The sequence below is a fragment of the Arthrobacter sp. P4_H3 genome (assembly GCF_056400885.1).
In genome coordinates this window covers 441,144-462,260 of sequence record NZ_JBFUKK010000001.1, presented here as the reverse complement: position 1 = coordinate 462,260, position 21,117 = coordinate 441,144, and the positions used below count along the sequence as shown (strand labels likewise).

17 protein-coding genes are annotated in these 21,117 nt (G+C 61.7%); 9 read left to right on the top strand and 8 right to left on the bottom strand.

Annotation, left to right across the window (positions count from 1 at the left end; translation table 11 throughout):
- Positions 1-21: 21 nt before the first annotated feature.
- From AC1DRE_RS02100 to AC1DRE_RS02090, 3 genes are all read right to left on the bottom strand, one after another.
- Positions 22-1,014, bottom strand: coding sequence for a hypothetical protein (locus AC1DRE_RS02100; RefSeq protein WP_476983119.1), 993 nt, complete (start codon positions 1,012-1,014; stop codon positions 22-24).
- A complete protein-coding gene (locus AC1DRE_RS02095) occupies positions 1,011-2,798 on the bottom strand; it encodes a hypothetical protein (RefSeq protein WP_476983118.1) in 1,788 nt (595 codons plus the stop codon). The genes AC1DRE_RS02100 and AC1DRE_RS02095 overlap by 4 nt, the downstream gene beginning before the upstream one ends.
- Positions 2,799-2,901: 103 nt before the next feature.
- Complete coding sequence (locus AC1DRE_RS02090; protein ID WP_476983117.1) at positions 2,902-3,240, bottom strand: helix-turn-helix domain-containing protein; 339 nt, start codon at positions 3,238-3,240, stop codon at positions 2,902-2,904.
- 221 nt (positions 3,241-3,461) lie between these two features.
- Here AC1DRE_RS02090 and AC1DRE_RS02085 point away from each other — a divergent pair, with 221 nt between their 5' ends.
- Positions 3,462-3,875, top strand: a complete 414-nt coding sequence (locus AC1DRE_RS02085) for a helix-turn-helix domain-containing protein (protein WP_476983116.1) — start codon at positions 3,462-3,464, stop codon at positions 3,873-3,875.
- 1,160 nt (positions 3,876-5,035) lie between these two features.
- On the opposite strand, the gene AC1DRE_RS02080 is transcribed toward AC1DRE_RS02085, so the two are convergent.
- From AC1DRE_RS02080 to AC1DRE_RS02065, 4 genes are all read right to left on the bottom strand, one after another.
- Entirely contained in the window at positions 5,036-5,191 is a 156-nt protein-coding gene (locus tag AC1DRE_RS02080; protein ID WP_476983115.1) for a hypothetical protein, read from the bottom strand.
- Between the two features lie 207 nt (positions 5,192-5,398).
- Positions 5,399-6,925, bottom strand: coding sequence for a recombinase family protein (locus AC1DRE_RS02075; RefSeq protein ID WP_476983114.1), 1,527 nt, complete (start codon positions 6,923-6,925; stop codon positions 5,399-5,401).
- Between the two features lie 271 nt (positions 6,926-7,196).
- Positions 7,197-7,268, bottom strand: a complete 72-nt coding sequence (locus tag AC1DRE_RS02070) for a DUF4113 domain-containing protein (protein WP_476983333.1) — start codon at positions 7,266-7,268, stop codon at positions 7,197-7,199.
- On the bottom strand, positions 7,265-7,450 hold the full coding sequence (locus AC1DRE_RS02065; protein WP_476983113.1) for a hypothetical protein: 186 nt from the start codon (positions 7,448-7,450) through the stop codon (positions 7,265-7,267). Before AC1DRE_RS02065 ends, AC1DRE_RS02070 begins: the two co-directional genes overlap by 4 nt.
- Before the next feature lie 584 nt (positions 7,451-8,034).
- Between AC1DRE_RS02065 and AC1DRE_RS02060 the strand changes: the two genes are divergently transcribed.
- The 6 genes from AC1DRE_RS02060 to AC1DRE_RS02035 all read left to right on the top strand — a co-directional run bounded on the left by AC1DRE_RS02060 (position 8,035) and on the right by AC1DRE_RS02035 (position 16,173).
- On the top strand, positions 8,035-10,746 hold the full coding sequence (locus tag AC1DRE_RS02060) for a DNA methyltransferase (RefSeq protein ID WP_476983112.1): 2,712 nt from the start codon (positions 8,035-8,037) through the stop codon (positions 10,744-10,746).
- Positions 10,743-12,728, top strand: coding sequence for a DEAD/DEAH box helicase (locus AC1DRE_RS02055; protein WP_476983111.1), 1,986 nt, complete (start codon positions 10,743-10,745; stop codon positions 12,726-12,728). Before AC1DRE_RS02060 ends, AC1DRE_RS02055 begins: the two co-directional genes overlap by 4 nt.
- Entirely contained in the window at positions 12,725-13,933 is a 1,209-nt protein-coding gene (locus AC1DRE_RS02050; RefSeq protein WP_476983110.1) for a GIY-YIG nuclease family protein, read from the top strand. The genes AC1DRE_RS02055 and AC1DRE_RS02050 overlap by 4 nt, the downstream gene beginning before the upstream one ends.
- A gap of 3 nt (positions 13,934-13,936) precedes the next feature.
- Positions 13,937-15,028, top strand: a complete 1,092-nt coding sequence (locus AC1DRE_RS02045; RefSeq protein ID WP_330194238.1) for a hypothetical protein — start codon at positions 13,937-13,939, stop codon at positions 15,026-15,028.
- 112 nt (positions 15,029-15,140) lie between these two features.
- Positions 15,141-15,992 carry a hypothetical protein gene (locus tag AC1DRE_RS02040; protein ID WP_476983109.1) on the top strand — a complete coding sequence of 284 codons (852 nt, stop codon included), beginning with the start codon at positions 15,141-15,143 and terminating at the stop codon, positions 15,990-15,992.
- A gap of 10 nt (positions 15,993-16,002) precedes the next feature.
- Complete coding sequence (locus AC1DRE_RS02035; RefSeq protein ID WP_161799561.1) at positions 16,003-16,173, top strand: hypothetical protein; 171 nt, start codon at positions 16,003-16,005, stop codon at positions 16,171-16,173.
- Between the two features lie 478 nt (positions 16,174-16,651).
- Here AC1DRE_RS02035 and AC1DRE_RS02030 read toward each other — a convergent pair whose 3' ends face one another.
- Positions 16,652-17,650 (bottom strand): helix-turn-helix transcriptional regulator, encoded by a 999-nt coding sequence (locus tag AC1DRE_RS02030; protein WP_476983108.1) that lies wholly within the window; start codon positions 17,648-17,650, stop codon positions 16,652-16,654.
- Between the two features lie 537 nt (positions 17,651-18,187).
- On the opposite strand from AC1DRE_RS02030, the gene AC1DRE_RS02025 reads away from it, so the two are divergent.
- Both AC1DRE_RS02025 and AC1DRE_RS02020 read left to right on the top strand, forming a co-directional pair.
- Complete coding sequence (locus AC1DRE_RS02025) at positions 18,188-19,333, top strand: hypothetical protein (protein WP_476983107.1); 1,146 nt, start codon at positions 18,188-18,190, stop codon at positions 19,331-19,333.
- Between the two features lie 124 nt (positions 19,334-19,457).
- Positions 19,458-20,864 carry an APC family permease gene (locus tag AC1DRE_RS02020; RefSeq protein WP_476983106.1) on the top strand — a complete coding sequence of 469 codons (1,407 nt, stop codon included), beginning with the start codon at positions 19,458-19,460 and terminating at the stop codon, positions 20,862-20,864.
- Positions 20,865-21,117: the final 253 nt, after the last annotated feature.

Sequence of the window (21,117 nt, the reverse complement as noted above, 5' to 3'; positions counted from 1 at the left end):
TAGTGGGGACTGCCGAGGACGTCATCGAGCATTCGCAGCGACCATCGCGGCGGCTCGATCGAGCAGGAACGGTCGGCCATTGCGCCGCTCTTCGTGCTTGGCTCGGCTCGGGATCGCCTCCAAGGCTGCCTTGTAGAGCAGCCAGGCCTGATCGCTTGACGAGTATGTGGTGAAGCTCCGGAAGCCGACGACGACAAGGTGGCGGCGCATCTCGCGAAATAGCGTCCCGAGGATCGAGAACTCCCAGCGGGAGTGGTCGCCGCCGAAGTCGTCGAGGCCCTTCATCCTCGGCCGTGCGCCCTCCAGCGTCCGTTCGACGATCTGTTCGCCGCCCCTGATCTCCGGAGCCTCGTCATCAGTGCCCACCATCATCGCGCAGGCGCTCGGCGACGCCTTCGCCCTCGACGCCAGCGAGGCGTACAGGTCCTCGATCGAGGCGAAAGGGGCGGTCGCGGGGACCTGCGTGCGGACCTGCGACCTGTCCTCGTGGACGGGCAGGCGGGTGAATGTCACCCAGTGCTCGAGCAAGAGCTCGTACCAGCCGTGCTCCTCTCGCAGCACTCGTTTGGAGGACGCGCAGTCGTAGTGGTGGAAGTTGTCCGGCAGCGCGGCCACGAGGTGGTAGCCATAGCCGGACATGGAGGTCTCCGTGTACAGGAGCCCAGGGAGCGCGAGCAGATTGGCCGCGATCTGAGCCGGGCAGTCCGGCTCGACGTCGATGACCATCAGGCCATCGACCGCCGCCTGCAAGTAGTAAGCCGCGTTGGCCGCGTTCGGCAGCGCAGCGGTCAGCTCGCCGAGCATGACCAGGCACTGGTCGCCGACCGACCAGGCCCCTCGCACCCTGCCGATGTCGAGCAGGGCCCGCATGTCGATCGGGGCCTTGCCCTTTGCGCCCACGTCGTCTCCCAGGCGTCCCGAGACCGTCCATCGCGACGCGCGGGCGAGGGCACTAATCGCTGGGTTGCCGTAGAACGCAGGGAAGAGCTCCTGCGGGGAGGCGAGGCGGCTCATCGCCGCGTCCCCTCGCGAGCGTCGCCGCGGTCGGCGACGATCCGGTCGAACGAGGCGAGAGTCAGGCCCAGGCGGTCCAAGTCGTCGAAGAGGCGCTGGTCGATGGCCTGCGAGGTCAGGGCCATCGCCTGCAGGTCGGCGTCTCCGTGGAACTTTGGACTCTCACGCAGGACGGGTGCCCGTTCGACAGCGTCCTCGGGCAGCATGCCGTCGGCGACGAGTCGATCGGTCCACCGCGCAACGTCGAGGTCGTGCAGCTCGCGCGCGGCATGCACGACGGCGATGTCCGAGGCCGTTACGCGCTCCGCACCAGGAGGCACCAGGACCCAGGTCTTCGGGCGCTTGCTCTTCGGGTCGGGCACGACCTGCTCGACCACCCAGCCGGCCTTGCGCAGGTCGGGAGCGACCTTCTTGAGCTTCCCGCTGACGCCCCTCTGCTCGGGCCAGAACTTGTCGTCGACGGGCCGCGGCAGCAGGGCGTACAGGCCCTTGCCGGTGCCCTCCCAGCGCTGGGTGATCTGCACGGAGATCGCGGAGAGGAACTTGTCGGTGGCGACGATCTCTTCGGAGACCGTTTCCTGCGAGCGGGCGTAGTGCTCCAGCCCGTTCGCGCCGGTGGCGAGGTCGACGGCGGCCAACACCTCGGCGAAGTCCGCCATGCGCGGCTTCTCGGCAAGGTGCACCTCGGGGAGCTTCTCGAGGGTCATTGCGACGAGGTCGAACAGGCCGCCGACCATCGACGGGTACGCTTCGTCCCACATCGCGTTGAGTTCGCGCTCGGAGCGGCGCTCGGTCTTGGGGATCACGCAGAGGTCGGCCCAGACGCACCGCTCGGCAAAGTCGCCGGCGAGGGCACCGACATCGATGCCGGTGAAACCGACCACTCCCTGGAACTCGATGATCCTCTGTTCGTCGTCGGTGTACAGGGCCCGGTCGACATCGGAGCCGCCGGTGACGGCCTGGCAGAGGATGTCCGACATCCACTTTGGGATAGAAGAAAGGTTGTCGAACCCAGTGGTCCGCGACCCGTGCAGGGAGTGGAGGAGCTTGCTGGCGTCCTTGGGAGGCATGCGCACTTCGGCCTTGGTCGGATCGAACAGTTGGAACGTCCTGCGCATGGCGCTCGACTTGGCGGTGCCCTGCTCTCCGAGCAGCGCCAGGACAGGGCACGGGAGTCCAACGAGAACCACGGCACTGACCAGCCAGCCGCGGATTACCTGCCGGTCGTGGTCGCGCGGGGCGTTTACGAACGCCCAGAGCCGCTCGAGGTCGCCACCGGGCTCAGGAGTCGGCAGAGCGAGCGTGAGGGCGGAGCGCCGGAACAGCACGGGCACGTCGGCGTCGCCGGCGAGGACCTCCCAGCCGTCGGCGGTGATGCGGACGACCCGCTCGCTCTGGTCGCCGAGGTCGACGTAGAGTTCGCCGTCAGTAGGTCGTGCCAGCCGATCGTGGAGCTCGACCGGCTCGGTCTCCGTGGCCTCAAACTCAAGCACGTCCATCGCCTCGGCCAGTGCGTTCTGGGACGCGGTCTTGCCGGTCATGCGGTAAAAGAGGCCGCCCAGCTCCTTCCGGAGCGAGCGCTTGCCGCCCTTAAGCGGACGGGTCACGTGCCCACCCTTGCGGACGGCGAACGGCTTGTCGTTGGTGTCAACGCCGAGGTCGTAGCACTCGATCGCCAGCTCGACGAGCTGCTGCGCCGCTGACTTCTTCTCGGCGGCCCGACTCGCCGCCGCGAAGTCCTGGTTGTCCTGTGTTGCGTTGTCGCACGCATGGGGATCTGACATAATGAAGATGTCCCTTCGGATCGTTCACGAGCGCCCACTCGTGATCTGGATGGGGTGGATTTCTTGAAGAGCCCTCGCCTCGGCGGGGGCTTTCTTCTTTGTGTCAGGAGGCGCTGATGAGCTGTCCGAGCTCCCGCCGGCGCTCGTCACTCAAGGTGGGCCACGAAGACACGAGCAGGTCGGCAAGAGCGGAAGGGTCGTCCGGCGCAGGTACCGCAGCTCCCGTGGGCTCGACCGGGTGGACGACCAGCGCGAGATCCGAGGCATAGACGCGGAACTCGGAGCGCTTGCCGGTGCCCACGCGGTGAGCCGGAAGCATTCCCGCATGAATGTATTCCCGCACGGTCTGCGGGTGGCGCTTCAGCCTTCGAGCAGCCTCAGAGACGGTCAGCTCGTCGTCCTCGCAAAGGGTGGTCGTGCAGGGTGCCGGGGTCACAGGCATCGCGTTCGTCCTCTCGGAGAGATCGTGTTCTCGATCCGAGTCCGCGCCTGCCTCAGCCACGACGGCCGCTACGACCGAACGCTCTTGTGCGGCCGCGTCCATGATAGACGCTCAGCGAATGGCCGCACGCGGAGGGCTGCACTTTCGAGTGCCGCCTTGCCTCTATCTTAATCCAACTGTGTTGATCCAGCAAGTTACTCGTCAGATAGTGTTGGATTAGCATGATAAGAACACGAGGAGATTCCATGCCGAGGCTCAGTGCCGTATTCGCGGGCCGACTTAAGGATGAGCGACAGAAGGCGGGGATGAGTCAGGCGCAGCTGGCCGAGCGTCTGGCCGCGATGCTGGGCGTCAAGTTCGACACCAGCGCGGTGTCGAGGATAGAGAACCCGGACTCAGGTCGCGTGATCAAGCTCGACGAGGCCGCGGCGGCAGCCGAAGTGCTCGGAGTTCCGCTCAGCGCCCTCGTGAGCAGTGGAGGGACGGTCGAGACCAGGATCGCCGAGTTGGGGCGCGAGCTAGAGAGGCAGAGGGGTCGTGCGAGCGGTGCAGAGTGGGAGTTCAACCAAGCGCAGGCCGCGATGGTCGCCATCGTGCAGGAGATCGCCCAACTGGACTCGTCGCGCCAGGGGTGAATCGACCCGCAGCTTCATCGCGGGCCCAGTCCGGGGCGCGGAGGAGGCGGAACTGCGGAGACTTTCCACCTACTTCTCTTGCTGCAGCCCAACCCTTTCTCTTCCTGAGCTGCAAGGAGAGAAGTTGGGGGTTTCCGTCCGCACTTCCGCACACATGCCGCTCTTTCCTGCGTGTTACCTGGGCAAACGGGATCGCGGAAGCCTTACGGAATTCGGTGCGCATCATCTCGCGCTGCGGGTTCCGCAAAAGCTTCCGCTCCGGGTTCCGCGCTTGGCGGCGTCCCTCGCGCTCACCATCTTCTAGCCCGCCTCCTGATCTACGCAGGAAGCCATGAGCTCCAGTTCTCCGATCCCGCGTGGTCGCCTGCGCGGGTACGCACTTCCGCCAGAACCGCAGGCTCACGCCCCGACGAGCTCGCGTTCGTGCTATCCGGGCTCGGGCACGACCTGAACGCCGACGACCAGGGCCCGATCGGACGGAGGCATCAGCGCCGCGACCGTCTACGATCTCGTCGCCATCGAGCCGTTGCCCTGGACGTGACGCCGGCACAGCTGCTCTCACACATCCCTGATTTTGACGCTCACCGTGGCGCTCTGGCCCGTTCGCGACCAATGTCGCCGAGGACCTGGAACACCGGCAGCTGACCGCGTAGCTAGGGCAGGGCTTCCCTCGCATGCGCGTCCAGGATCCGCTCGGCGCAGCAGCAGGAGCGCCCGGCGTGCTCGTTACTGCAGCTCATCCCGATCATCTCTGCTGCCTCCAGCGACCTCGACCGCGCACTGTTGGGTGTCCTCGGGCTCATGGAGCTGCATTCCGGCGAGACCCGCTCACCGCTCGTCGGCAACCTCTGCAACGGCCACCTCAGAGTGCGGAATGGTGGAGCCGCACCGACACGACGAAGACCCAGGCATCCCGAGGCGACCGTGAAACGGGTAGTGTTCAAGCGCTACGGGATCCTTCGTGGCTATTGGTGCGCCCCCACCTGCACCCGGGCGTTCGAGGTAACCGGTTCTGTCCGGCGGAATATCTGGAGCCAGCGGGGGAGGCGCTTCCGCGTCGGGCCGCGTGCTTTTGGCAATCTCTTGCGTCTTCTGGTGAGAGCTATATCTCGAGGGACGAGCCTAGATGTGGTCGACGGGCTCCTACTTATCCCGCGAGGTCAGGCCGCTCTGCGCTCGGGCGCCTGGATCCCGCGTCCTCGTCGGGCCGGCACTCCCACGAAGAGGGCGTGCAGCTGGTGGAACTGATCATCGGAGAGCGGGGGAGCTTCGGCGGCAATGCGCCTCGCCCATTCTTTCAGTGGCTCCTCGGTCACGGTATCAGGATTATTCTTGGTGATCGTCGGCATGGGAATCCCTGGGGGTTGCTCTTGGGATTCGAGTCCGCCTTACCTCGACCACGCAGGCCATGACGCCCTAAAACGCTTCGGTGGGGCCGTCTCTGCTGGCTTGCCACCCGGGGGACCGCGCTATAGGAGCGCCGCCTTGTGCACAAATTTACCGTGGAGAACTGACAAAACCGCTCAGCGCCACACGAACTCGACGCGCTCCCGGTTGATGCCTCTCTTGCCCCGCCAGTCCGCGCTCACCGTATGAACCCGCGGCGTGACCAGCAGCCGGATGGCATGGCGCTTCTCGACCAACGAAAGTTCTTCCCAGCGCGCCTCGACGTCGTCAGCACCCGCGAGATCGACGATCAAAGGATCCGTCGCCGCCAGGGATTCCAGCCGTTTCTGTGCCGCTTCGATCTTGGGAGCCACCCTGTTCTCCTGGTCGAACAGCAGGCTCAGGTTCCGCTCCGCCTCGGCGCGCTCCCGCACCTGTTCGATCCACTCACGGTGACCCCTGATTTCTTCCAACAGGGCTTGCCGCACTTCGTCGATGCCGTCGCCTTCCTGGCCCACCCGGGCAAGGAAGTCGGGGCGCTGGATCCTCGCCAGCACCACCGCCGTGACAACCTGGTCCAAATGCCCCTCGCGCATCGCCACGTGGAACCCGGTCTTCCCGGGCGTCCCTTGGCAGAGGTAAATGCTGTAGTGCTTCCTCCGGAGCTTTTCGCCCGTCTCCTTGTCGTACTGCTGTGGCCCCGCGTTCTGCTTACTGATGCGCATCCCAGCCCCGCAGACACCACACTCGGCGATGCCGCCCAGCAGGTGCTTCGCCGGCCAGCTGTTCACTTTTTGCCTGCTGCGCCCGGCCATGACGGCCTGAAGCCGGTGCCACTCTTCTGGTTCGAGAAGCGGCGGCCACACTGCTTCGACATCCTCGAGCACCTTCCCTTGGTGTTGCCGCAAACCGGCGTAGGCGGGCATTGAAAGCATTTGTTTGATGGCCGGAGGCGTCCAGCCCAGGACGCTGCGGCGCTGCGTAAACGTGGGTCGCCTCGGCTGGATCCCGCGGGCATTGAAGTCCTTCGCGATCCCGTAGTAGGTCTCGCCGGCGAGGACCCGTTTGGCTGCCTCCCGAACGATCGGTCCGTGCTCCGGGTGCTCGACTACCTCGATGAGCTGCCGGGTCACTTGGTCGTACACGCGCTCGTAACCGTATATGTTCTTCCCGTGGGGCCGGCCCTTCATGGCGTTGGCGCGCATGTCGCGCAGCAGCCGCTCGCTGGTCTTATCACTCTCGTACTCGGCATCCGAGGCGTCCTCGCGCAGGCTTCGCCGGTCACGGGCATTGCGGGGGTCGTAGACGCGGTTGTGCGTCATGACCCAGATCAGCACGCTGCGGTCGGCGCAGAATTCGATCAAGTCGATCCATTCACCGGTCCTGCGGGAGCCGCGGCTGGACTCCCAGATGCCGAGCATATCGGCGTCGAAGGTCCCGTCCTCGAGATCCGCCATCAACTCGGTGAACCCCTCACGCGCCTTCCTGGCGTATCTGCTGGCGCTGCGGTCAGTGTCACGGTACGGCCGCGGATGGAGGGCCCAGCCCTTCTGGCGGGCTGCTGTCGCCATCTCGTCGTGCTGCTGTGCGGGGCTCTTGCCGGTCCCTGAGCGGTCCTGGGACACGCGGAGGTACTCTCTCAGAACGGGTTCCTTAGCTTCCACTTACCCATCTTAAACTTGGTCAGTACAGGGGGAAGGCTCGGGAGGTGGGTGTCGCCGTTTTGGTGGAGGCGATCCGCCGTCCGCTCCCAGCGCGGTGACTCTGATCGGATCCCGGCGAGCAAGCCCTCAGCAACTTTCGCCCACGTCCGGTGTGGGATTCCTAGCTGCGAGCTCTGTCCGCCTCGATTCTCCAGCGGACTCCAAGATGAAGTGCGCGAGCGAGCCCTGTCGGCAGGCGTCGTAGGGGCAAGACCAAGCGACTCACGTCTCACTAGGCGGCTTCTGCGGTCGCCAGCTCGTCCCATTGCGTGGTCACCCTCGGGGAGACGTTGTTTCGTTTCACCTGCCAGGACGGCCCTGCCTCATGCCGGCGTGAGCGAGTCCGACGAATCCACGGCAGTACTTCTTGTTGATGGTCTCGATCAGGGTGCTGATCTCTTGACCTTCATGCGGGAGGTGGAACTGCTCGAAGGCCTGCTGGCCGGCCGCGGGGGAGAGGTTCCTGAGTGTGATCCCGGCCCTCACGAACTTCACACCTTCCGCCGGCGGACAGCAGCTGCTGCGCGGCCGGGCCAACAAGGCTGCGGGGCAATGGTTTCCGTGACGCCGACTTCGTGTGCATCCCTCACTCTCGACGATGTGCTGACGGCAGCGCGTCGGGGCTGAAGTCCCCGCAGAATCGAGGCTGAAGTGACCGCCATCCCTTTTCGTATGCCCAGCTCCTCATCGATCCCCGGGTCAGGATCAGTGGAGGCTCGACGACCGCCGCCAGCTGCGATCGCCGCCCGATTCCAGCTACCACGCTCATGCCTCCAGTCTTGGGCACCAGCCAAGACACAAGGGCGGCTTCGAACCGGGTCTCTGGTAAGTGCGCTTATCAGGCCATGGATGAAGACTGCCGTCGCGTGACGCGGTGAGGGAAAATCAGCCGCGGTCAGGTCCCGGATAAGATCACGAGGAGGCAGTGCGCCTCCGCCCTGCCGCGTAAGGAGTAACAACGTGTGTAAACCGTGGACCGACGGTCTTTCAGCCTGCCCCCGAGGCACGTGCATAACCACCAAGAGACTGACGGCCCACGATAAGAACACGTTCGCGGAGGAAGCCCGTTCATGGTGAAGCTCAACCTGAAAGCCGTCGAGGAACGCGTTGCCCCGCTTGGAGGCCGTGAATCCTACGACCGCGAGTTCATTTTCAGCCTGCTGCTGGCCTACGGCAAGCCCCAGGGCAACGTGACCAGGCTGCGCAATGGTTCCCTCAACGTTGCCGCTGACCCCTCCACTGAAGTGGCGCACAAGAACGTCGTCTATTTCAAGGAGACGATCGGTGATCCTCTCGCAGTCATCGAGGAACTCAAGACTTCACCGCTGGTCGTCCGGTACAACACCCGCTTCGTGATCGTCACTGACTACACAGAACTGCTGGCCATCGACACGAAGACCGGCGAGAACCTGTTGATCCCGCTCCGGGACATCGACCAGCACTTCACGTTCTTCCTGCCTTGGGCCGGGATGGAGAAGGCGCAGTTCGTCTCCGAGGCGCATGCAGACGTCAAAGCTGCCGAGCGGATGGGCAAGCTTTTCGATGAGCTGCTGGCGGCGAACCCAGAAATGTTCGACATGGCGCTGGGGCGTCATGCGCTCAACGTGTTCTTCACCCGGCTCCTGTTCTGCTTCTTCGCCGAAGACACTGGAATCTTCGATGAGGCCGGGTTCACCAACGCCGTCGGCTCCCACACCCAAGCCGACGGATCGGACGTCGCAGACTTCTTGACCGATCTGTTCACGGCCCTCGACACCGAAGAGGTCGAGGACAAACCCAAGCACCTAGCCGGGTTCCCGTACGTCAACGGCCGACTGTTCACGATGGCACCAGAGCATGTGGTGCCGCAGTTCACGAAAAGGGCCCGCGACCTGCTGATTGAGTCCGGCACGTTGATCTGGAGGGACATCAATCCGGACATTTTTGGCTCGATGTTCCAGGCGATCGTCACCCCGGGCAAGCGCAGCGACCTGGGCCAGCACTACACGTCAGTGCCGAACATCCTCAAAACCATCGAGCCACTGTTCCTCGATGACTTAAAGGAACAGCTCGATTCGGGGTTCGATTCCGTCAAGAAACTTGAAGCGCTGCTCGACCGCATCAGCGCGATCAAGGTTTTCGACCCTGCCTGTGGGTCGGGAAACTTCCTCGTCATCGCCTACAAGGAACTGCGTCGGCTGGAACACGCGATCCTTGAACGCCTTTTCGAGATCGATCCGAAGCATCAGATGCTGTACGCCGAGTCGAAGATCAGCATCGAACACTTCTACGGACTGGAAATCGACGATTTTGCCGTCGAGGTCGCGATCCTCTCCCTTTGGATCGCTAAACACCAGATGAATGCCGAGTTCAAGGATAAGTTCAATCTCTCAATCCCGCTGATCCCGTTGAAGGAAGCCGGACAGATCCAGGCTGGTAATGCGATCACGGCGGACTGGGAGGCCGTCTGCCCGAACGATCGCGTTTCCGAGATTTATCTATTGGGAAACCCGCCGTATTTGGGCAGTCGCAATCAATCGGCCGAGCAGAAGAAGGATCTTGCGAGGGTCACGAAGAAGTACAAGAGCCTCGACTATGTATCTGCATGGCTAATCAAGGGTGCCGACTATATCCGTGGCACTGCCACGAAGCTAGCGTTCGTCACGACAAATTCCATATCGCAAGGCGAGCAAGTCGGGATTCTCTGGCCGCAGGTACTCGGTACTGAACTTGAGATCGGTTACGCCTACACATCCTTCAAGTGGTCCAACCATGCCAAAAATTCCGCAGGCGTCACCTGTGCCGTTATAGGACTTCGCAACATCTCTTCCGAACCAAAGTACATCTTCAGCGACGAGATTCGACTTGATGCCAAACGGATCAACCCCTACCTTGCAGATGGGCCAGATTTGTGGCTCGGTCGCCGAAGCGCTCCCTTGTCTGCGCACTTACCGCGACTTGGTTATGGATCAATGCCGAATGACGGCGGGAATCTGATCTTGAGTGACCAGGAAAGAGAAGAACTGATCTCCGCCCACCCGGAAATCGAAACGTACGTTAAAGGTTTTTGTGGCGCTGATGAATTCATCAAGGGGAAAACGAGATGGTGTCTTGTCATTCCGGATGAGGAACTGGACGCTGCATCGAAAGTGCCTTTTATCAAACATCGGCTCGAAGGCGTCAAGGCCCATCGCCTGAAAAGCACTGAGAAGTCAACGAGGGCATTGGCTGAATATCCGAATCGATTTTACTATTTCGCCCACAAACCTTCTGACTCGATCATCGTTCCTAGCATCTCGTCCCAGCGTCGCACCTATGTGCCCATCGGCTATGTTGGTCCCAATGTCATTGGATCCAACAAAACTTTGGTCATGTATGAAGCTGAGCCATGGGTGTTCACGCTGCTGACTTCACGAATGCACATGTCGTGGGTCAACGCTGTCTCAGGGCGCATGCGCGAAGACCTTCAGTACTCCAACACTATTGTCTACAACAACTTCCCGGTGCCGCCGCTTTCTAGCCCAAACAAGGAACGTCTCACGATCGCCGCCCTCAGGGTCTTGGACGTTCGCGAGTATCACTGCGAACGAACGCTGGCTGAGCTCTACGACCCGGATCTGATGCCCCGAGACCTTCGCCAGGCGCATGCAGAGGTCGATGAATTGGTGGATTCTCTCTATTCCAAGCGTGGCTACGAGACTGACGAGCAAAGATTGTCCGACCTCTTTGCTATGTATGAGGAGATGACAAACGCCGAGACCGCAAGGGCCTCAGTGAAGAAGACCCGGAGGACCGCGAAGTGAACGCGATCAAGAAGCCCATCAACATCGTCGATGTCACCTATGCCCAAACAAAGGCCTCGGTGAACACGGATGCCCTGGGCATGCGTGACATGCAGCAGCGAGTCTTCGCGAAACGCGACGCACAGCACCTCCTCGTGAAGGCCCCGCCGGCGTCCGGCAAGTCACGTGCACTGATGTTCGTGGCCCTCGACAAGCTCTACAACCAAGGGCGCAGGAAGGTCATCGTCGCCGTCCCCGAACGCTCGATCGGCGCGTCGTTCGCGTCAACGGCCCTGTCGAAGTTCGGCTTCTTCGCGGACTGGGAGATCAAGCCGGAGCACAATCTGTGCGACGCCGGATCCTCGGCAGGCAAGGTCGACGCGTTCATCCAGTTCCTCGAAGGGCCTGATGCAACGCTCGTGTGCACCCACGCGACACTTCGCTTCGCATTCGAGAAACTCGCACCTGAGTCGTTCAACGGCACGGTACTGGCAATCGACGAGTTCCACCACGTCTCCGCCGACATCGAGTCGAGCCGCCTCGGCGCGCTCCTGCGCGACGTTATGAACGGAAGTGACGTCCACATCGTCGCGATGACAGGCTCGTACTTCCGAGGAGACTCCGTTCCGGTGCTCTCGCCTGAGGACGAAGCGAAGTTCACCCCGGTCACCTTCAACTACTACGACCAGCTCAACGGGTATGAACACCTGCACTCGCTCGGCATCGGCCACCACTTCTACCAGGGCCGCTACACCGACGCGATCGGCGAAGTGCTGGACCTCGACAAGAAAACCATCGTGCACATCCCGAACGTCAACTCGGGTGAATCTACGAAGGACAAGCTCGAAGAGATCGGTCGCATCATCGATGTCATCGGGCACGTCGAGGAGACCGACCCCGACACAGGCATCATCAGCGTGCGCCGGCAGGACACTGGAACCATCGTCCGCGTCGCGGACCTCGTCGACGACACTGACCAAAAGAAGCGCGGCGACACCCTCCACTACCTGGCTCACACAGCCTCCAAGGACTGCGATGCGGTCGACATCATCATCGCCCTGGGCATGGCCAAGGAGGGCTTCGACTGGCCCTTCGCCGAGCACGCCCTCACCGTCGGGTACCGGGCATCGCTGACCGAGGTAATCCAGATCATCGGCCGGGTCACCCGCGACAGCCCCGGCAAATCCCACGCGCAGTTCACGAACCTCATCGCCGAGCCCGACGCCTCGCAGGGCGAAGTGAAGGTCTCGGTCAACAACATGCTCAAGGCCATCACGGCGTCGTTGCTGATGGAGCAGGTCCTCGCGCAGAACTTCACCTTCAAGACGAAGAAGTTCGACGGCGACGATTCCGCGGTGCCAGGCCAGCTGAAGATCAAGGGCTTCAAGGAGCCGTCGAGCGATCGCGTGAAGCAGATCGTGGAGACCGATCTGAACGACCTGAAAGCGACAATCCTCCAGGACGACACCTTCGCGCGGGCTGCCGCCGGCTCAGTGGACGCCGAGACGACCAACAAGGTGCTGATCCCGAAGATCATCCGCGAAAAGTACCCGGACCTCACCGAGGCGCAGGTCGAGGAGGTCCGCCAGCAGGTTGTCGTGGACTCCGTGATCAAGAACGGCGAAGTGCGCACGGTCGGCGACAAGCGGTTCATCAAGATGGCCGAGAAGTTTGTCAACATCGACGAGCTGAACATCAACCTCATCGACTCGGTGAACCCATTCCAGCGCGCCTTCGAGGTTATCTCCAAGTCAGTGACTCCCTCGGTACTCCGGATCATCCAGGACCAGATCACTGCCACCCGAGTCGAGTTCACCGAAGAAGAGGCGCTGGCACTCGTTCCCCGAATCAAGAACTGGATCAAGGTCAACGGTCGGAAACCGGACCCGAGGGCCGAGGACCCGACTGAGAAACGGTACGCTGACGCGCTGCTGTGGCTCCAGCGGGCCAAGCAGAAGCTCGAAGCGCAGAAGCGCGCGACTGAGATGGTGGAGAGCGAATGAGGGATAACGACGACATCCTCGAAGCAGTGCCGTCCTCCCTGCAGGACCTCATCGACAACGACCTGGACGGCCTGCTTGACGCACCTGAGAAGACTAGGAAAGTTTCCTCGTCCGACCGGCTCGAGCGTGCGTTTCTGGAGATCGTGGAGTTCCGCCGGACGCACGGGTGTCTGCCTAGCTCGGCGACCCGGGAGATCGCCGAGCGGAAGCTTGGGGCCCGCCTCGAAGGCATCCTCGCCAACGACGAGAAGATCGCGGCGCTCAAACACCTCGACACAGAATATGAACTTCTGGCCGTAGAGGCAGCGCCCGAGTCGCTGGACGACCTTCTCGAGAGCGACGACCTGGACGATCTGCTCGGCGACGACTCCGGCATCCTCGACGTCTCAGACCTGCCGGTAATCAAACGCCCGGAATCGCCTGACTCAGTGGCTCAACGGGTGAAGGCCGAAGACTTCGACCTGTTCGAGCCGCTGTTCAAGGCGAAGCACGCCGAGCTGGCCGAGGGAACGTACAAGCTGATGCCATTCACTGGCATGGATCTCATCCGCGAGGGTGTGTTCTTCGTGCTGAGCGGCGTCATGTGCTTCGTGGCTGAGGTCGGCGAGGACGTGGACCTGGTCGTCGGTGGCAAGCCCCGGCAGAAGCAGCGCCTGCGCGTCGTCTTCGAGAACGGCACTGAGTCGGCGATGTACAAGCAGAGCCTCATGACCCGCATGTACGAGGCGCAGGGCCAGGTCCTGGCACGGACGGAGCACGATGCGGGCGAGGTCCTCGATGCGGACGTAGAGAGCGGTCACATCTACGTGCTGCAGTCGCTGAGCGACGACGCGCAAATCGCGGGAATGAAGGACCTTCACAAGATCGGCTTCTCCACCACCAAGGTCGAGACCCGCGTCAAGAACGCGACGAATTCGCCAACTTACCTGATGGCACCCGTGAAGGTGCTAGCGGACTACCGGCTCTACAACGTGCGTGCATCGTGGCTGGAGCACCTCTTGCACCGCGTGTTTGCCGAGGTGCGTCTGGACCTGACGCAGGTCAACCGGCAGGGACGCGACTACGACCCCTCGGAGTGGTTCGTGGTGCCGCTGGACATTATCAACAAGGCCGTCGCAATGATTATGTCCGGCGAGATCACTGATTATGTCTACGACGCTCAGCTCAAGAAACTCGTCGAACGACAACAACCAGGAAGGGAATGACCAATGGCGGTTGAGATGGGCTTGTGGCGGGCAGAGGGTGGCCAACTCAGTCGGATCGTGCCGGTATCAATCGGCTTGGAATCCCAGTTGGAGGGCTACATCGAGTCTGACCCGGCAGTGCTTGGCGAGCCGCTTCTCGTCATTGGCCGGCAGGTTCCGACCGCGCACGGGGGATTCGTAGATCTGCTCGCGCTGGACGAAACGGCGTCGTTGCACGTAATCGAACTCAAACGCGACAAAACTCCACGCGATGTTGCGGCTCAAACTCTCGATTATGGCTCCTGGGCAGCAACCCTTGGCCGAAGCGAGATCGACAATATCTTCGCCACCTACCGTCCAGGCCTTGCTCTTGAAGAAGCGTTTGCCGATCGTTTCGGCGACACTCTTCCTGAAGAAGTCAACACTGCACAGGAATTCACAATCGTTGCCGCCAGCGTTGACAACGCTACCGAGCGCATCGTGCGGTTCCTCAACGAAGACTTCGACGTTCCCATCAACGTCGTCTTCTTCAGACATTTTCAGGACAACGGTTCTTCGTACCTTGCCCGCAGCTGGCTGGTCGATCAGAGCGAACAAGCCAAGTCGTCCATTTCCGCGACCTCACGGAAGAACAAAACACGTGAACCCTGGAACGGGTCTGACTGGTACGTCTCATTTGGCGACGAGCCAACAGGCCGGCAATGGGTCGACGGTATGAAGTACGGCTTCGTCTCAGGCGGCGGCGGCAAGAAGTATTCACAAACGCTGAAGAACTTGCCTCTCGGTGCCCGAATCTTCGCCTACATCCCCAAAATCGGATATGTCGGAGTTGGTACTGTCACGGGCGAGGCCCAGAGATTCGACGAAACCACCGTCATCGTAGATGGAATCGAGACGAAGCTGACTGACCTCGCCCTGGCAGGAAGCTATCACCATGACGGCGATGAGGACGACGACAATGCAGAATGGGCAGTACCGGTCGAATGGACCCGCGCCGTTCCGCGTGATCAGGGAGTGCGGAAGACCGGGCTCTACGCCAACCAGAACACAGCTACAAAGATGCGCAGCCAGTTTACGATCGAGCACCTCACTGCTGCCTTCGGTCTTGACGACTGAGCATCGGCGGATGGCCCATCGAGAGTTACAGGGGTGGTCGCGAATAGCAGGCCTGACCCTCGCCTGAGACGACGCTCGTATCGAACCAGGCCGCGGTGGGAGAATCGTGAGGATGACGACGGCGCTTCCCGACCTCTGGACCGACTGGTGCTCGGTCATGGGCGTGCCTGCCGGAAGGATCGATGAGACCACAGTCTCTCGCTTCGTGCAGCAGGCACAGCCATCCCGGGCTGTGCTCGCGGCGCTGCGCCGGCGGCTGGCTCCCAAAGATCCACCGGCCCCCGCGTGGCCGCGCGGGCACACGGAGGACACCAGTTCCCTGCAGCGGCTGATCCGACGCGGTGCGGTAATCATCCAGCACCCAGGCACCCACTGGGTCTTCCGGCTGCGGCTGCGCCGGATGCTGTTCACTGCGGTGTTGCTGGCACCGCGCTCCCACGGAGGCCTCGGACTGGACAGGTCAGGTGCGCTGGGACTGCGGCCGGACGGAATGCACCGGGTGCGCGGGCAGATCGGCGTCGCCCCGGAACCGGAGGACTGCCCGGCGTGCGCCACCTGGTCGTGGCTTGATGTGATCGGCACCAACAGCGGGTGGTCGCACAGTTCCGTCCGGGTCCTGGGACACCGCCGCGACGAAGTAGGCTCCGCGCACCGGCACCTGCGGCCGGATCCCAATCCGGATTGGCACCTCTCCATCGGCTTGCTGCCAGCCGTGGACCGCTGGGGATGGATCGATGCCTACCGCTCCATGCACCCATCCTCGCTGTCGGCGGTCATCAGTGCCGCGGCCCTGCTGCTCGACGGTCCGGAGCCCGCACCTGCGCCGGTGCCTGCTGCAGCTGCGATGCCGGCCAGCCCCCGGCGGCAGATGTCGCGTGAGGAGGAAGAGCAGATCCTCAAGCGCGCCGACGAACTGACCGCGCGCGTCGAGGCGATCCTTCGCGAGTTCGATACCGGCCGATAAAGTCGTGTGTATGGGATTCAACTGGGAGCAGGTCCTCGGGACCAAGGGTGCAGACCTCTCCGACACCTACGACCAGAGCGCCTCGGACGCGCTGTACCAGGACCACCCGGGCGCGGCTCCGCCAGCAAGTCCGGAAGACCCGGGCGATGAGGTCGTCCGCTTGCCGTTCGACGAGAGCTGAGCCTTCAAACTCCCACGCCGGGGTGTCCGTTTTGAGACATAACCTCAGGTCAGCGCGCATGCACACTTAAGTGTGTAGTCCCCCGGGTCTGTGTTCTAAACAGTGTATGCGTGAGGCATCCGAGCGATGGCAGACTTGCCGCAAACATGCGCGCGGAAGTAGCGCCTGCCCGGCCTGGCCGAGCTACTTCCCTCATATGTCCTGAACTCCATCGGCGGCCACTTCCCGTTCTTCCGCACGACTGCATGGACCCCGAATGCCTCTAGGACGACCGGGCTCCGTAGTCCCGAGTTAGCCGCGCCACGGGGCCAGGGTTACGGCGGAAGTGGTTCAGAGGTGGGCGGTGCGCTCCAAGGGGAGAAGGTCTTCGCCCCCAGGTGTCAGGTTGAGTTCCAGACCCACTAGTGACCTTGCCAGGAAAGAAAGAAATGGACTCCATTGTGACAGGACCCCGGTGATGCGATGATGGAGATTATTCTCAGAGGTGAGTTCCGTGAGTGTCGAGTCTCCGAAGGCCCGCGCTGATGGCCACCGCAGCGACACCTGAGCGTGATTCCTGAGCCATCTTCACGAGAATGTTCTCCACGTGAGTTGTGACGGTGCGGATGGAAATGCCGAGTTCAGATGCGATCTGTTGGTTCGAGCGCCCCCTTGCAATCCGATCGGTGACCTCGGCTTCACGTGCTGTCAGCCCAAAGGGAAGTTCCAGGGGAGTCTCAACGATCAAAGCGACGTCCCCTCGACCCGATGAAACCCCGGCAGTTCGGGTGATCTCCAGTGCTACCGTCGCGTTCTCCGAGGTCCAAAGCCCGGATACGGAGGCCGCCGCCCCGGCCAGGAAGCGCGAAATGAAGTCTTTGAAATGGGGTTCAAATACGACGCCGCTCATCTCCCGGGAAATCACGGGCATGGGCGCATCCTGTCCATCAAAGAGCGCTGCCCTGCAGTCTTCGCGAAGTCGCAGAATTGGATATCCGGAAGATTGCCTCCGGCACAGCTCAGCGACGATCGGGGACAGCGCGCCGATAAGGTCACGGGCATCATCATCGAAGTTGTGAAAATGGGAGGCGGAAAGGTGGAGCATTCCCGCGTACTGGCCGTCGTCAGAGATCAGGCAGGTGCTCATGCCATCCGCGAAACCTGCGGGCGCCAGCGCCGTTTGGTACAGCTGCGTTGCACGGTAGTCGTACTTCAGATCATCAATGCGTAACGGTTGGTGCAGCTTAAGCAGGCTTCGATGGACCTTTGTTGCAGCGTAAGGGTCACCCAGCGCGGTGAGAGTTTCCGGCTGATAGCCATCGTTGGCCAGCACGTCATGTTTGGACAAGGCACGGTTCCAGAAAATCAGGGCTGCCGCGTCATGCCTGGTGCCGTCGGCCAGAACGTGCAGTATCTCGAGTGCTCCATCGCGCTGGTATTGGGCTGCGCCGGCAGCAAAAGCCGCCTTAAGCAGAATTTGGGACTTTCCGCTGACCATGAAGGCCTCCAAGACAGGAGGATCCTGTCCTCCGGGTTTGAGGCTTAATTATAGGCCCCCTCTCTCTTTATAGCCCTTCGATGTGCCTAAGCACCCCGGAACCACTGAAGCCGCTAGCGCGTACGTACAAATACCGATGTCGCGGGGACGCCTAGATTCCTAGGCTTGATTACACGGAGTGAAGAGCGTCACCCCAAGTCAAAGGAGAACGAGATGACTCGCGAAGAAGCCTACTCAAAGTGCCCTTCCGATTCGTATGTCGAACTGTACGGCGGCCAGTGGCTCGTCGTCCCATTCGCGCCTGTCGTCCAACCCCCATTTTTCACCTGCCTGCCAGGCACTCAGCATGTGGCACAGCAGATGGCAGTTAGCGGAATCTAGCCGGGCTGGAGCGCAAAGTGACAGGCAATGAACCAAAACGTCCTGAACCCCACACCAGGTGCGGGCAGAATTGCCCGCTTGGCAGGGCCATGCCGTCGGGCCGCTGCAACGGCAAAAACGGGGCGCGCGACGCAACCAGCCCGGAGAAGCCCCCTAATGTCCGCCCTTGAAATCCATGGGCAGGCGGACCGCTTCAACGTCAGGCCGCTGGAGGACATCTGCTTCACTATCGTGTGCCGAGGAACATCCAGCTTTCGAACTCAGTTACTGCGAGTTGAAAGGTACAGCGGGGACGCGGCGATTCCGTTGCTGGAAACCACGCCGGTCACGAGCAGTATCGATGCTCACACCGAACGACGGCTCCATGCAATGTGCGTCCGTCCTTTTCTGGAAGTCCCGGGTAGCGAAGATGCGCTCAGTGGGGCATCCGGGGTCACCTTGGGAGCCCTGATACGCCCAGACGTGCCAGAGGCTGCATATCAGGGTGTTCTGACAGCCTGGGATACAACCGCGAACAGGGGCATTGGGATCTTCCTCGGTGACCAAAGGCTGACGCTCTTAGTAGGAGATGGACACGCCAAGCTGGAAATCAGCCTCCCTGAGCCCCTGCAGCCTGGCAACTGGTACGAAATTGCCGCGTCATATGACCAAACGACTGGTCTCGCGGCCCTTTTCCAGAGGCCCTACACCTCCTCCACTCAGTCCCCTCGTGGGGCAGGTCGCGGAAGCCGGACAATAACTGGGCATCGCAAACTGGCCCACCTGCCAGAGGTCCCCCTAATGCTGGGCGCCAGCGCCAAATACATCTCAGGATGGACGGCGGCAGAGGAATCCTTCATAGGAACGATCGAGGCACCATACGTGATTGCGAAGTCCACGCCGGCAACGGACCTGAGGGGACTACACTCCCGGCGGCTGAACGCCCCGGCCTTAGTGGCAGCATGGGACTTCTCGCAAGGACTTTCCGAGGACGGACTCCACACCGACGAGGTTCCGGATGTTGTGGGATCCTTCGACGCCCGCTGCGTCAATGCCCCACTGAGGGCCGTTCCTGGACACCGCGGCAACGCAACCGGAGGCATTAGGGCATCGCCGGAGAGCTACGGTGCTATCCGCCTGCGCCAAAGACGTCCTGACCCCGAGAGATGGAAATCGCAGATCACTCTCCGGGTCCCGGCAGGCTTGGCGGCAGGTTTCTACTCGTTGCAACTAAGGGCCACGAACGTCGAGGAATTTGTCCCTTTCGCCGTCACCCACAAGCCTAGGGCGCTCACTCCTGAGGGCACAGGCACCATCCACTGATTTCCGCCCACGAGGCCGTATCACAAACTGAGCGCCCATCGATCGCTCGTCCCCAACGATCCATCTACAGAATCCACTGGCCGAATTCACGGCTAAGATTTCTTCCGAGAGGCACAGATAGCCCATGAAAACTGACAGTCACGCGACCCCGGCCAGTGACGCCGGCACTGACGACGTCGAGCAGCAAAAACTAGGGGCTCTTGGCTACAAGCAAGAGCTCAATCGCACCATGACCCTGACGGACGTTGTTGTTTACGGGCTCATCTTCATGGTGCCGCTGGCCCCCGTGGCCGTGTTTGGCACCATCTTCAACTTCTCCCACGGCATGGCCGCACTGGTTTATCTGGTGGCCGGTATTGCGATGGTCTTCAGCGCAGTCAGCTACAAGGAAATGGCCAAGGAGTACCCCGTTGCCGGGTCCGTGTACTCATACGTCCGCCTGGGCACCACGAAGTTCGTGGGGTTTCTGTCGGGATGGGCGATCCTTCTGGATTACCTCCTCCTGCCGGCGCTGCTATGCATTCTCGCAGCGTCCGCCATGGGAGCACTCATGCCTGAAGTTCCGGGCTGGATCTGGGTCATCGGCTTTATCGCCGTAGTGGCCTTCATCAATCTCCGCGGAATCGTCGTCACGGCACGGATGAACATGATCTTTTTGATCATTCAAGGAGCAGCGCTCGTGGTGTTCGTCGGCGGAGCCCTGATAGCGATCACCGAAGGGCGGGCGCAGTTCAGCCTCGCCCCCTTCTACCAGCCTGAATTCTTCTCCTGGGAGCTCGTGTTCACGGCCATCCCGGTTGCTGCCCTCAGCTACATCGGCTTTGACGCTATCTCGACGCTCAACGAAGAAGCCAAGGGCGGCGGCAAGGCGGTATCGAAAGCGACCATGATCGTCCTCTGGCTCGTCATCGCAATGTTCGTTGCACAGGTCTACTTCGCTGCTCTGTTCGTCCCGAACAATGAACCATTCGCCGAAGGCGATGCCATGAACAACGCCTTTTACTCCATCAGCGAAATCGTCGTTGCGCCATGGTTCAAAATCGTGTTCACGCTGATCACGGCCCTGATAGCGCTCTTCGCCAACGTGCTGGTTTCCCATGCCACGACATCGAAGATGATCTTTGCCATGGCCCGCGACGGGCAGCTGCCACGACGTCTGGCTGTAGTCACCCAGAAACACAAAGTTCCTGCCGCTGCAATGATCGTGGTGACGATCCTCACCGCCGTTATCGGTGTGCTGGCTGTGGGACAGATCGAACTCATCGTCACTATGGTCACCTTCGGCGCCCTCACCGCCTACATCCTGCTGCACATCAGCGTCATCATCCACTTTGGAATCCGCCGGTCCAGCAAGAAGTACTTCATCCACTGGATCTCGCCCATCCTTGGCATTGCCGTACTCGGATATGCCCTCTACAGCACCAACATCAATGCCAAAATCATTGGCGTCTCCTGGCTGGTCATAGGAACGATCGTCGCGCTCATTCTCAAACGCACCGGCCGCACCCTCGAAACCGAGGACGTCGTCTAGACCGGAAGAGAACACCTCCCGTTCTCAGACGGGCGAAGACACCGGGCCTGCCGCTTCGGCAGCGCCCGGTGCCTTCATGGCGTGCCTTGAGGCTTCATGACCAAAAGTCCCCGACGGGAACTGGCTCCACCCATGAAAAAAGGGCAGTCCTTGGACTACGCAAAACTGCCTATATTTTTCCCGTCAGCGCCGCCATAACGTTGAAGTTACTTAGAACACACAAGGCTGCAGCGCTGGTGACAGGGGAGTTCCC

Bases quoted from the DNA above. Each gene is read 5' to 3' on its own strand.
- AC1DRE_RS02100 (WP_476983119.1), bottom strand. From the start codon at position 1,014: ATGAGCCGCCTCGCCTCCCCGCAGGAGCTCTTCCCTGCGTTCTACGGC.
- AC1DRE_RS02095 (WP_476983118.1), bottom strand. From the start codon at position 2,798: ATGTCAGATCCCCATGCGTGCGACAACGCAACACAGGACAACCAGGAC.
- AC1DRE_RS02090 (WP_476983117.1), bottom strand. From the start codon at position 3,240: ATGCCTGTGACCCCGGCACCCTGCACGACCACCCTTTGCGAGGACGAC.
- AC1DRE_RS02085 (WP_476983116.1), top strand. From the start codon at position 3,462: ATGATAAGAACACGAGGAGATTCCATGCCGAGGCTCAGTGCCGTATTC.
- AC1DRE_RS02060 (WP_476983112.1), top strand. From the start codon at position 8,035: ATGGTGAAGCTCAACCTGAAAGCCGTCGAGGAACGCGTTGCCCCGCTT.
- AC1DRE_RS02050 (WP_476983110.1), top strand. From the start codon at position 12,725: ATGAGGGATAACGACGACATCCTCGAAGCAGTGCCGTCCTCCCTGCAG.
- AC1DRE_RS02045 (WP_330194238.1), top strand. From the start codon at position 13,937: ATGGCGGTTGAGATGGGCTTGTGGCGGGCAGAGGGTGGCCAACTCAGT.
- AC1DRE_RS02040 (WP_476983109.1), top strand. From the start codon at position 15,141: ATGACGACGGCGCTTCCCGACCTCTGGACCGACTGGTGCTCGGTCATG.
- AC1DRE_RS02035 (WP_161799561.1), top strand. From the start codon at position 16,003: ATGGGATTCAACTGGGAGCAGGTCCTCGGGACCAAGGGTGCAGACCTC.
- AC1DRE_RS02030 (WP_476983108.1), bottom strand. From the start codon at position 17,650: ATGGTCAGCGGAAAGTCCCAAATTCTGCTTAAGGCGGCTTTTGCTGCC.
- AC1DRE_RS02025 (WP_476983107.1), top strand. From the start codon at position 18,188: ATGTCCGCCCTTGAAATCCATGGGCAGGCGGACCGCTTCAACGTCAGG.
- AC1DRE_RS02020 (WP_476983106.1), top strand. From the start codon at position 19,458: ATGAAAACTGACAGTCACGCGACCCCGGCCAGTGACGCCGGCACTGAC.